The organism is Streptomyces sp. NPDC003042 (assembly GCF_053591315.1).
The window spans coordinates 1-10,063 of sequence record NZ_JBSFTP010000133.1; the positions used below are offsets into that span (position 1 = coordinate 1).

Genomic DNA, 10,063 nt, shown 5'->3' on the forward strand with positions numbered 1-10,063 from the left:
CGGGGGGGCGGGATTTGAGCTGGGGGTAAAGGCCTGGGGCGCCTGGCCTGGCGGGGCCGGGGGGGTGGGTGCCGACCTGCCGGGTCGGCTTCGGGGTCGGGCCGGCAGGTCGGCCCGCAGGACCAGCACGGGCCCGTGGGGCCATGTTCCGGCTCGCAGGGCGAGCACCGGCCGGGTGGGGCAGGCGTACCCCGGCCCGCAGGGTCGGCATTGACCGGCGGGTCACGCCTCGGCCGCCAGACGAGGACCGGCCCGCAGGGTGGGCACCGGCCCGTCCGGCCAGGATCGGCCCGCAAGGTCGGTACCGACCTGCCGGGTCGGCTTCGGGGTCGGGCCGGCACGGGTTGGCCCGGCGGGGCAGACGTACCCCGGCCCGCAGGGTGGGCACCGACCTGTCCGGCCAGGATCGGCCCGCCGGGCCAGGGACCGGCCCGCCGGGTCGGAATTCGTCAACCGCCCGGCCAGGGCATCGGCATCGGATGGGTCAGGGCGACCCACCAGGAGGGGAATCGTCATGCTCGACCACCTCATCCGCGGCGCGACCGTCGTCGACGGTACGGGCGCGGCCGCGTACGTCGCCGACGTCGGGATCCGGGGCGGGCGGATCGTTGTCGTCGGCGATCCCGGGTCGGTCGTCGAGGAGGCCCGGACGAGTGAGGACGCGACGGGGCTCGTGCTGACGCCCGGGTTCATCGACCCGCACACGCACTACGACGCCCAGCTGTTCTGGGACCCGTACGCGACCCCGTCCATGAACCACGGCGTCACCACCGTCGCCGGCGGCAACTGCGGTTTCACCTTGGCCCCCCTCAACCCGGCCCGCCCGCAGGACGCCGACTACACGCGCCGCATGATGTCCAAGGTCGAGGGCATGGCCCTCAAGGCCCTGGAGGAGGGCGTCGACTGGACCTGGTCCACCTTCGGGGAGTACCTGGACGCCCTGGAGGGCCGGATCGCCGTCAACGCCGGTTTCATGGTCGGCCACTGCGCCCTGCGCCGCCACGTGATGGGGGAGGCGGCCGTCGGCGGGCAGCCGACCCCCGCGCAGATGGACGAAATGCTCGCGCTCTTCCACGACGCGATGAGCGCCGGCGCCTGGGGGCTGTCCACCACGCAGTCCTCCACCCACTCCGACGGCGCCGGCGCCCCCGTGGCCTCCCGGCACGCCGAACCGGCGGAGCTGCTGGCGCTCTCCCGGGCCGTCGCCGAACACGAGGGCACGCAGCTCGAAGCGATCGTGGCCGGCTGCCTCGACCAGTTCTCGGACGAGGAGATCGACCTCTTCGTCGGGATGACGGCCGCCGCCGGCCGCCCCCTGAACTGGAACGTCCTCACCATCGACGCCTCCGTCCCCGAACGCGTCCCGCGCCAGCTGATCCCGAGCGCCCGCGCCCGCGCGGCCGGCGGCCGGATCGTGGCGCTGACGATGCCGATCCTGACCCCGATGAACATGTCCCTGGGGACCTTCTGCGCGCTGAACCTCATACCCGGCTGGGGCGAGATCCTCGGCCTGCCGGTGCCCGAGCGGATCGAGAGGCTGCGCGACGCCGGGGTCCGCGAGGAGATGCTGCGCCGCGCGGACAGCAAGGAGGCGGGGGTCTTCCGGCGCCTCGCCAACTTCGGGCGCTATGTCATCGGTGACACGTACAGCAAGGAGAACGAGGGCCTCTCGGGCCGGGTCGTGAACGACATCGCGGCCGAGCGCGGCCAGGACCCCTTCCACTGCCTGGTCGAGATCTGCGCCAACGACGACCTGCGCACCATCCTCTGGCCGATGCCGACCGACAACGATCCGGCGAGCTGGGCCCTGCGCCAGGAGACCTGGCAGCACGAGGACGTGATGCTGGGCGGCTCGGACGCGGGCGCGCATCTGGACCGGATGTGCGGGGCCCCGTACACGACGCGGTTCCTCGGCGACTGCCTGCGCGGCCGCAAGCTCGTCCCGCTGGAGCGGGCCGTGAAGATGCTGACGGACGATCCGGCGCGGCTGTTCGGGCTGCGCGAGCGCGGCCGGATCGCCGAGGGCTGGCACGCGGACTTGGTGCTCTTCGACCCGGAGCGGATCGAGGCCGGCCCGGCGACGCTCGTGCACGACCTGCCCGGGGACAGCCCGCGGCTGGACGCGCGGGCGATCGGCATCGTCTCGGTGCGGGTCAACGGCGTGGAGACCATCCGCGACGACGAGGTGACGGGTGCGGTTCCGGGGACCGTGCTCCGGTCGGGCCGGGACACGAGGACGGTGAGCACCCGATGACGACGGATTCCGCGCCGGGGCGGCCCGTACCGCAAAGGCTCTACATCGGCGGCGAGTGGGTCGAGCCGGACGGCGGCCACTACGAGGTGGTCAACCCGGCGGACGAGTCGGTGGCCGGGCTCGCGCCCGAGGCCTCGCGCGGGCAGGTCGAGGAGGCGGCCCGCGCGGCGGCGGAGGCCTTCGGCGCGTGGTCCCGTACGAGGCCGCAGGAGCGGGCGGCGATCCTGGAGCGGGCCGCGGACATCATCCAGCGGGAGTTCGAGCCGTGGGCGGCGCTGGCCCGGGCGGAGACGGGCGCGCCGGCCGGGATCGCGCGCGGGATGCAGGTCGGGGTGGGGGTGTCCCGCTTCCGGCGGTACGCGAAGGGCGCCCTGGAGCCGGTGGAGCGGGGCCTTCCGCCGCAGGTCACCGAGGCCGGCCCGATGGGGAGGGCGAGCGTCCTGGGGGCGCTGGAGGTGCGCCAGCCGGTCGGGGTCGTCACCTGCGTCACCTCGTACAACAACCCGTGGGCGAATCCGGCGGGCAAGGTCGCCCCGGCCCTGGCCATGGGCAACACGGTGGTGGTCAAGCCCGCGCCGCAGGATCCGCTGTCGGTGTTCAAGATGGCCGAGGCGCTGCACGAGGCGGGGGTCCCGGCCGGGGTGGTGAACGTGGTCTCGGGTACCGCGGTGGAGGTCGGCGAGGCGGCCGTGGACTCCCCGTACGTGGACATGGTGTCGTTCACCGGCTCCACGGGTGTCGGTCGGCGCATCGCGGAGGTCTGCGGCCGGACGATGAAGCGGCAGCTGATGGAGCTGGGCGGCAAGGGCGCGGCGATCGTCCTGGAGGACGCCGATCTCGACGCCGCCGTGATGGGCATCGGGACGACGTTCTCCTTCTATTCCGGCCAGATCTGCACGGCGCCGACCCGGGTGATCGCGCACCGCTCGGTCTACGGGCCGCTGGTGGAGAAGCTGACCGGCTATCTGGCCTTCATGAAGGTGGGCGATCCGGGGGAGCGGGGCACGGTGGTCGGCCCGGTGATCTCGGCGGCGCACCGGGACCGCGTGGAGTCGTACGTCGAGCTGGGCAGGAAGGAGGGGGCGCGGATCGCGTACGGCGGCGAGCGCCCGGTGGTGGGGGAGGGGCGCGGTTTCTACGTGGCGCCCACGCTCCTCGTGGACTGTACGAACGACATGCGCGTGGTCCGGGAGGAGATCTTCGGGCCGGTCGTCGTGGTCGTCCCCTTCGACGGGGACGAGGAGGAGGCGATCCGCCTGGCCAACGACAGCGACTACGGCCTGTTGAGCTACGTGTGGTCCGGGGACGCGGCGCGCGCCTTCCGCGTGGCGCGGCGGCTGCGGGCGGGCGGGGTCGGGGTGAACACGATCGGCCGGAACATGGAGGCGCCGTTCGGGGGCTTCAAGCAGAGCGGCGTGGGCCGGGACGTGGGCTCGTACGCCCTGCACGCGTACAGCGAGACGCAGTCGATCGTCTGGTCCGGCTGAGGACGGGCCGGGTCGGGGGAGGGCCTGGCTGGGGGCGGGCCGGGTCGGGGGCGGGCCCGGGGGGATCCCCCCCGGGCCCTCCCCCGTCCGCGCCGCCGCCCGCTCAGTCCTTGAAGTAGTCGGTGAGGACGCAGCCCTTCACCAGGGCCGGTTCCTTCCGGTAGCCGCTCGGAGGGCTGAAGTCGGGGTGGCAGTTGAGGACCATCAGACCGGTGTGCGGGGCGACCATGGCGACCATGACGTCCGCGTCCGAGGACCCGGTGGCGAAGTCCTGGCCGATGACGGGGCCGGCGTCGCGGTTTCCGCTCCCGCCCTTCTTGTCGACCTCGGCCTTGTAGGCGGCCTGGAAGGCCTTGGCATCCTTGATCATGAAGATGCTGGTCCGGCCCCGACTGTCGCAGTAGCCGCGCTCGGTGACGGAGAAGGACTCGCCGTACTCGGCTTGGGGGTCCCCGTTTTTACCGCCGTAGCTGTCGAGCCGAGGTCTGACCTGGTCGCACTTCGTGTACATGTTGACGATGCGGGCGGCGCCGGCCATGTTGCCCGCCTTGGGCAGGCCCTTGAAGCCGGTCCCCTTCTTGGGGCTGCCGCTGCCGCTGCCGCCGTCCCCGATCCCGCCGATCGCGCCGATGCCGGAGGCGTCGCCGGCCGCCGGATCCCCGTCGCCTCCGCAGGCGGTGAGGGCGAGCAGGGCCGTGACGGCCGCGACGGTGCTGAGCAGTGGTCTGATGCGCATGCGCTTGGTGTCCCCCTGTAAATGACCTTGAACGGCGGCGACTCTAGAGCGACCGCCATGTTCACGGCAAACCGCTCCTCACGCCCGGTTACCAGGGGTCACCCGAAAGTCGTAAGGGAAACTTTAGAAACGCCCAAAACGGACATGGCTGCGGTTTCCGTATAACGGAACCGCAGGTCCATGGCCTGCCTAACTGTGGCTGCCCCGACGAATGAACCTTGTATTACATGCTCGTGAAGTCGAGATGATCTCGAAATTCAAGGCGTTCTACGGGCCTTGGTTCCGGAGCCAAGGCCTCCAGATGTGGAAAGCGCAGCGTCTAACGTCCTGACCCATGACACAGACAGATGTTCGGCCCCCGGCCGAAGAGCCCCAGGCCGGAGACACGGTAAGCGGAGCCGCCGAAGGCGTGCGGAACAAGGGGCTCGGCGGCAATTCCGTCGGCCTCATCGGCAACGCGGTCATCGGCGTCTCCACCGTCGCCCCGGTCTACTGCCTGACGGCGACCCTGGGCCCCACGGTCAGCGAGGTCGGCGTGCAGATGCCGGCGATCTTCCTGGCCGGCTTCATCCCCATGCTGCTGGTCGCCTTCGCGTACCGCGCCCTGAACAAAGCCGTCCCCGACTGCGGCACTTCCTTCACCTGGTCGGTCAAGGCCTTCGGCCCCCGCGTCGGCTGGATGTGCGGCTGGGGCCTGCTGGTCGCCACCGTCGTGGTGCTCTCCAACCTCGCCGGCGTCGCCACCAACTACTTCTACCTCCTCCTGGGTGAAGTGAGCGGCAGCGAGGATCTGGCCGCCCTCGACGGCAACAAGGCCGTCCACATCCTCACCACCCTGGCCTTCATCGCGATCGCCACCGCCATCAGCTACCGCGGCATCACCGCCACCAAGTGGGTCCAGTACGTGCTGGTGGGCCTTCAGCTCGCGGTGCTGGCGATCTTCGCCTACATGGCCATCACCAAGGCCGACGAGGTCGCGGGCTCGCTCGACTTCTCCTGGTCCTGGATGAACCCGTTCGCCGTCGAGTCGCTCGCCGCCTTCACGGCCGGCCTCTCCCTGTCGATCTTCATCTACTGGGGCTGGGACGCCTGCCTGTCGGTCAACGAGGAGAGCGTCGGCAGCGCCAAGACCCCCGGTCGCGCCGCGATGCTCGCCATGGTCGTCATCGTCGCGTCCTACATGGTCGTCGCCATCGCCTCGCAGATGTACGCCGGTGTCGGTACCGAGGGCAACGGCCTCGGCAACGAGGAGACCGCGGACAACGTCTTCGCCACCCTCGCCGAGCCGATCATGGGCTCCGGCCTCGGAATCCTGCTCTTCCTCGCCGTCGTGGCCTCCGCCGCCGCGAGCCTGCAGACCACCTTCATCCCGGTGGCGCGCACGGTCCTGTCGATGAGCACGTACGAAGCCCTGCCGTCCTCCTTCGCCAAGGTCCACCCCCGCTTCAAGACCCCGGGTCGCGCCACCGTCGCGGCGGGCATCGCCACCGGCGTCTTCTACGCGGTGATGACCCTGGTCAGCGAGAACGTGCTGATCGACACCATCTACGCCCTCGGCCTGATGATCTGCTTCTACTACTCGATCACGGCCTTCGCCTGCGTCTGGTTCTTCCGCAGCGAACTGCGCGGCTCAGTGCGCGACCTGTTCGTCAAGGGCATCTTCCCGGGCGTCGGCGGCCTGATGCTCGCCGCCGTCTTCTTCCAGACGCTGTTCGACATGTGGGACCCGGCCTACGGCTCCGGCTCCTCCCTCTTCGGCGTCGGCAGCGTCTTCATCATCGGAGTCGGCCTGCTGCTCCTGGGCGCGGTCATCATGCTGATCACCGAACGCCGCAGCCCGGCCTTCTTCCGCGGCGAGGTCCTGACGAAGTCCACCCCGGCGCTGGTGGTCGAGGACTGACCGTCTGACCGTCTGACCGAATGACTGCTGTGTCTGTGCTTCACCCGCGGCCCCGGATCGATCCCCCTCGATCCGGGGCCGCGGTGCGTTCGGGTGATCCACACCGCCACCGAGGGCGCGCACGTAGGCGGCGAGGGTCTCCACCTCGCTGCGCTCCAGCTCGCCGTTCTCGATGCGCGAGACGCCCGCTTGGGTGACCCCCATCGCCTCGGCCACCTGCGTGGTGTGCTGCCGTTTGCGCACCTCCGCCAGGCGGTGCGCGCGGGTGACCGCGATCATTTACGCCGCGCCGCGGTCGATCTCGGCCTGCTCGGTGGGAGAGAAGCCGAATTCCTCGACGAGGTCGTCCCAGCGGGCGGCCTGGGCGGGGCGCTCTGGCGTCTGGCTCATGGTGTGTCCTCCTCCGGTTGCGTCAGGTAATCCTCGTACGCCTTCTCGGCCTCGGGGATCGCGGAGCGGTACCAGCCCTGCCAGTCGCCGGCCTTGTCCCCGCCGACGAGGAACACCGTGCGCCGCAGCGGGTCGAAGACGAACAACAGCCGTACTTCGCTGCCGCCCGCGGACCCCGGTCGGCATACTCGGTTGGGTGGGGATGGGCGAGGCCTCACTCCAAAGTGGGGGGAGGCGGTGACCCGGGCGCGGAGGGGTCGTTGGGCGGGGCATGAACGCCATCAAGCGCACCCTTGCCGCCCTCGTCCTCTCCGGCGGCGGCGCCGCCCTCGCCCTCACCCCCGCCGTCGCGCACGCCGAAGAGCCCGCCGTCCAGGCGACTCCGATCACCGAGCGCGTCGGTGACATCGTCGACCACCCGGGTCAGGCGGTGGAGGACACCAAGACGGCCGTCGCCGTGACGGCTGCGGTGGCCGGGTCGGCCACCAAGGCCACGGACTCCTCACTGGCGGGGGCGGGCTCGGCCCTGGACGCCGGCCTGCCCAAGACCCCGAAGGTCGGCTGACCTCAGCCGGTGCGGGTGACCAGGATCAGGGGGATGTCGCGGGTCGTCGCCTGGCGGTAGGACTCGTACGAGGGCATCGCGGCCACCACCAGCGGCCACAGGCGGTCCGTCTCGGCCGGGGTGGCGCGGCGGGCGGTCGCCGGGAAGGTCTCGGCGCCGACCTGGAGGGTGACGGCCGGGTCGGCGGTCAGGTTCAGGTACCAGGCCGGGTGGCGGTCGGCGCCCGCGTTGGACGCCGTCAGTACGTACGCGTCGCCGTCCCGTACGTAGGCCAGCGCCGTGCGGCGGAGCTGTCCCGACTTCCGGCCCCGCGTGGTCAGCAGCAGGTCCGTGATGCCGGGTCTCGGCCGGCCGGCGGTCTGCTCGAAGCGGCGCATGTGGTCGGCGACCCAGGGGTTCGGGCTGTCGGCCACAGCCTCCGTCCCGGCGCTCATGCCCCCGCCACCCCCGCGACCCCTACCCCCGCATGAATGGCGTGCACGGTCGGGGCGGTGACCTCGTCCACCACGGCCCGGGCGAAGTCGGCGTGGGTGATCCGGCTCGCCGCGTCCGCAGGCAGGGGCAGGGCGTACCCACCCGCCGCCGCGGCGGCGCCACCGTCGGCGAAGTCCCCGGACGGGCTCAGCACCGCCCAGTCCAGCCCCGCCGGAGCGGCCGCCGCCCGCAGTGCGTCGGTACCGGCCGCGTGGCCGACGTAGAACTCCCGCCACTCCTGCGGATACCCCGGCGTGTCCATCAGCGCGGCCCCCGACTCCGTGGCCAGCACGGACGCCAGCCCGACCGTCACCAGCCGCCGCACCCCCGCCTCCGGCAGGCCGGCCGCCAGGGCGCGGGACACGGCCGGGAAGAACACTCCGGGCGCCACCTGCGGGTCGTACACCGCGACCACCGCCGCGTCGTGCCCGGCCGCCAGCCGCGCCACGTCCGCCGCCGAGGTCACCTCTCCGTCGGCCCGGCCCGCCTCCGTGACCTCGTACCCCCGCGCCCGCGCCTCGACCACGACGGCCCGGCCGACTCGGCCGCGGGCCCCGAACACGATGAGCTTCTTCTCGCTGTGGTTCGTCATGCGGCGAGCGTAGGAGGGGGCCTGGTTACCGATCGGATACCGCCCTACCGTGTGGATCATGAGCGAGCCACTGGATCCGGAGATGTTCGACCCCGTCTGCCCCTCGCCGCTGGTGCCGTTCCGGGTCGGCGACAAGTGGGCCACGCTGGTCCTGCGCTGCCTGGAGGGCGGCCCGCGCCGCTTCTCGGAACTCAAGGTCCCCCTGCGCGGGATCACCTCCAAGTCCCTGACGCAGTCGCTGCGCGGGCTGGAACGGGACGGCTTCGTCGTACGGGAGGACGGCGGGTACGCCCTCACCCCGCTCGGCCGCGGCCTGCTCGGCCCGCTGGACGCGGCCTGCGCGTGGACGCGCGAACACTGGGACGAGCTCATCGACGCCCAGGAGGCGGGGCTCGCGGTTCAGCCCCAGGTACGGGAGCAGAGCACCAGCCGGTAGCCGTCGGGATCGACGACCGTGACCCCGTACGCGTCCCAGTACGGGTTGTGCGAGGCCACCCGGGTCCCGCCGCAGTCGATCAGCCGCGCCACCAAGGCCTCGTCGGGGGCCTGGCCGAGGTAGACCACGAACAGGTCGTCGACGGTCGGGGACGGGGCGACGGGCGCCTCGGGGTCGTGGGTCAGCTCTAAATGCCACCCGCCGCCCTCCGGGCCGACCATGACGAGGTCGTGCTCCCCGGGAACCTGCCCTGAGGTCCGCCACAGAATGTCCAGCCCGAGCCCGTCGACGTAGAACCGCTCGGCGGCCTCCAGATCGAGGGACGGTCGCGCGACGCGGACATGAGTCTGGGAATCGATCATGCGCGGAGGCTACGACTCCCCGCGCGGGCGCCGTCGGCGGCGGCACCGGATGTGTCAGGTGACCCCGGGCAGCCGCACGCGCGAAATTCACGCGGCCGACCTGTCACATTCCCGCGACGCGGCGGGTCATTTGAATGACGGACTCACCACGCCTCGCCGGAGAGCAGCCCGGCGGCACCTGCCCGATAGGAGCACCACCCATGTCCACCTCCTTCCTCGTCGTCTCGCTCGTCGCCGCGTTCATGACGGGCTTCTCCGCCGCGTCGGTCTTCTTCCGCGCCAAGTGGGTCGTGGAGCCGCTGGCCGAGTACGGCGTGCCGCAGTCGTGGTGGATCTGGCTCGGCCTGGCCAAGGCGGCCGGGGCGGTGGGCCTGGTGGCCGGCCTGTTCGTGCCGGTGATCGGCCTCGCCGCCGCGATCGGCCTGGTGCTCTACTACACCGGCGCGGTGATCACCGTGATCCGCGCCCGCTCGTACGCGCACGTCCCGTTCCCGCTGGTCTACGCGGCCCCGGTCGTCGCCGCGATGATCCTGGCCTGAGGGGAAAAGCAGGTGCGGGGGCGGTGGGGGCGGCCTAGCTTGAGGCGGGTGAGCAGCGACTATCCATTCGCCGACGGGTACAACCTCGTCTGGGATCTGACCGGCTTCGCCGACGCGGACGAGGAGATGGTCGAGTCCGTCGCGCTCTCGCGGGAGCAGTTCCTGACGATCAGACACCTCTTCGTGCTGGGCGACGATCCCTGGATGGTGGCGGGCGAGTACCGCGTGGCGCCCGGCATATGGGCCCCGGTGCGGGCCGCCGTCCCGGACGTCCGGTTCCAGCGCGACGCTGAATACTTCCTCGGCGCCCGTCAGGCCCTGCCTGACG

At 71.7% G+C, this 10,063-nt stretch carries 12 protein-coding genes and 1 pseudogene; 7 read left to right on the top strand and 6 right to left on the bottom strand.

Annotation, left to right across the window (positions count from 1 at the left end):
- Positions 1-514: 514 nt before the first annotated feature.
- Together ACWDYJ_RS34855 and ACWDYJ_RS34860 are read left to right on the top strand one after the other, a co-directional pair.
- Positions 515-2,254 carry an N-acyl-D-amino-acid deacylase family protein gene (locus ACWDYJ_RS34855; RefSeq protein WP_451569613.1) on the top strand — a complete coding sequence of 580 codons (1,740 nt, stop codon included), beginning with the start codon at positions 515-517 and terminating at the stop codon, positions 2,252-2,254.
- The gene (locus ACWDYJ_RS34860) at positions 2,251-3,741 is read left to right on the top strand and encodes an aldehyde dehydrogenase family protein (RefSeq protein ID WP_451569614.1); all 1,491 of its coding nucleotides are present in this window, start codon (positions 2,251-2,253) and stop codon (positions 3,739-3,741) included. The genes ACWDYJ_RS34855 and ACWDYJ_RS34860 overlap by 4 nt, the downstream gene beginning before the upstream one ends.
- Positions 3,742-3,844: 103 nt before the next feature.
- On the opposite strand, the gene ACWDYJ_RS34865 is transcribed toward ACWDYJ_RS34860, so the two are convergent.
- Positions 3,845-4,477: a hypothetical protein gene (locus ACWDYJ_RS34865; RefSeq protein ID WP_451569615.1), complete on the bottom strand. Its 633-nt coding sequence runs from the start codon at positions 4,475-4,477 to the stop codon at positions 3,845-3,847.
- Positions 4,478-4,811: 334 nt separating this feature from the next.
- On the opposite strand from ACWDYJ_RS34865, the gene ACWDYJ_RS34870 reads away from it, so the two are divergent.
- Positions 4,812-6,377 (top strand): APC family permease, encoded by a 1,566-nt coding sequence (locus ACWDYJ_RS34870; RefSeq protein ID WP_451569616.1) that lies wholly within the window; start codon positions 4,812-4,814, stop codon positions 6,375-6,377.
- A gap of 117 nt (positions 6,378-6,494) precedes the next feature.
- Here ACWDYJ_RS34870 and ACWDYJ_RS34875 read toward each other — a convergent pair.
- Together ACWDYJ_RS34875 and ACWDYJ_RS34880 are read right to left on the bottom strand one after the other, a co-directional pair.
- A pseudogene (locus ACWDYJ_RS34875) lies at positions 6,495-6,656 on the bottom strand (helix-turn-helix domain-containing protein); the annotation flags it as partial.
- 107 nt (positions 6,657-6,763) lie between these two features.
- Complete coding sequence (locus ACWDYJ_RS34880) at positions 6,764-6,985, bottom strand: type II toxin-antitoxin system RelE/ParE family toxin (RefSeq protein ID WP_451569617.1); 222 nt, start codon at positions 6,983-6,985, stop codon at positions 6,764-6,766.
- Between the two features lie 53 nt (positions 6,986-7,038).
- On the opposite strand from ACWDYJ_RS34880, the gene ACWDYJ_RS34885 reads away from it, so the two are divergent.
- Entirely contained in the window at positions 7,039-7,332 is a 294-nt protein-coding gene (locus ACWDYJ_RS34885) for a hypothetical protein (RefSeq protein ID WP_451569618.1), read from the top strand.
- Between the two features lie 2 nt (positions 7,333-7,334).
- On the opposite strand, the gene ACWDYJ_RS34890 is transcribed toward ACWDYJ_RS34885, so the two are convergent.
- Together ACWDYJ_RS34890 and ACWDYJ_RS34895 are read right to left on the bottom strand one after the other, a co-directional pair.
- Positions 7,335-7,766 carry a nitroreductase family deazaflavin-dependent oxidoreductase gene (locus ACWDYJ_RS34890; RefSeq protein ID WP_451569619.1) on the bottom strand — a complete coding sequence of 144 codons (432 nt, stop codon included), beginning with the start codon at positions 7,764-7,766 and terminating at the stop codon, positions 7,335-7,337.
- On the bottom strand, positions 7,763-8,398 hold the full coding sequence (locus ACWDYJ_RS34895) for an NAD(P)-dependent oxidoreductase (RefSeq protein WP_451569620.1): 636 nt from the start codon (positions 8,396-8,398) through the stop codon (positions 7,763-7,765). The genes ACWDYJ_RS34890 and ACWDYJ_RS34895 overlap by 4 nt, the downstream gene beginning before the upstream one ends.
- A gap of 58 nt (positions 8,399-8,456) precedes the next feature.
- Here ACWDYJ_RS34895 and ACWDYJ_RS34900 point away from each other — a divergent pair, with 58 nt between their 5' ends.
- Positions 8,457-8,834, top strand: coding sequence for a winged helix-turn-helix transcriptional regulator (locus ACWDYJ_RS34900; RefSeq protein WP_451569621.1), 378 nt, complete (start codon positions 8,457-8,459; stop codon positions 8,832-8,834).
- Here the strand turns inward: ACWDYJ_RS34900 and ACWDYJ_RS34905 are convergent.
- Positions 8,798-9,196 (bottom strand): VOC family protein, encoded by a 399-nt coding sequence (locus tag ACWDYJ_RS34905; protein WP_451569622.1) that lies wholly within the window; start codon positions 9,194-9,196, stop codon positions 8,798-8,800. The genes ACWDYJ_RS34900 and ACWDYJ_RS34905 overlap by 37 nt on opposite strands.
- Before the next feature lie 200 nt (positions 9,197-9,396).
- On the opposite strand from ACWDYJ_RS34905, the gene ACWDYJ_RS34910 reads away from it, so the two are divergent.
- Both ACWDYJ_RS34910 and ACWDYJ_RS34915 read left to right on the top strand, forming a co-directional pair.
- Positions 9,397-9,735, top strand: a complete 339-nt coding sequence (locus tag ACWDYJ_RS34910; protein WP_451569623.1) for a DoxX family protein — start codon at positions 9,397-9,399, stop codon at positions 9,733-9,735.
- 48 nt (positions 9,736-9,783) lie between these two features.
- On the top strand, positions 9,784-10,063 hold a 280-nt coding region (locus ACWDYJ_RS34915; protein WP_451569624.1), incomplete at its 3' end, for a hypothetical protein.

What these genes read in the sequence shown, in the direction of transcription:
- ACWDYJ_RS34855 (WP_451569613.1), top strand. Translation starts at nt 515, where the DNA reads ATGCTCGACCACCTCATCCGCGGCGCGACCGTCGTCGACGGTACGGGC.
- ACWDYJ_RS34870 (WP_451569616.1), top strand. Translation starts at nt 4,812, where the DNA reads ATGACACAGACAGATGTTCGGCCCCCGGCCGAAGAGCCCCAGGCCGGA.
- ACWDYJ_RS34890 (WP_451569619.1), bottom strand. Translation starts at nt 7,766, where the DNA reads ATGAGCGCCGGGACGGAGGCTGTGGCCGACAGCCCGAACCCCTGGGTC.
- ACWDYJ_RS34895 (WP_451569620.1), bottom strand. Translation starts at nt 8,398, where the DNA reads ATGACGAACCACAGCGAGAAGAAGCTCATCGTGTTCGGGGCCCGCGGC.
- ACWDYJ_RS34900 (WP_451569621.1), top strand. Translation starts at nt 8,457, where the DNA reads ATGAGCGAGCCACTGGATCCGGAGATGTTCGACCCCGTCTGCCCCTCG.
- ACWDYJ_RS34860 (WP_451569614.1), top strand. Translation starts at nt 2,251, where the DNA reads ATGACGACGGATTCCGCGCCGGGGCGGCCCGTACCGCAAAGGCTCTAC.
- ACWDYJ_RS34910 (WP_451569623.1), top strand. Translation starts at nt 9,397, where the DNA reads ATGTCCACCTCCTTCCTCGTCGTCTCGCTCGTCGCCGCGTTCATGACG.
- ACWDYJ_RS34865 (WP_451569615.1), bottom strand. Translation starts at nt 4,477, where the DNA reads ATGCGCATCAGACCACTGCTCAGCACCGTCGCGGCCGTCACGGCCCTG.
- ACWDYJ_RS34905 (WP_451569622.1), bottom strand. Translation starts at nt 9,196, where the DNA reads ATGATCGATTCCCAGACTCATGTCCGCGTCGCGCGACCGTCCCTCGAT.
- ACWDYJ_RS34885 (WP_451569618.1), top strand. Translation starts at nt 7,039, where the DNA reads ATGAACGCCATCAAGCGCACCCTTGCCGCCCTCGTCCTCTCCGGCGGC.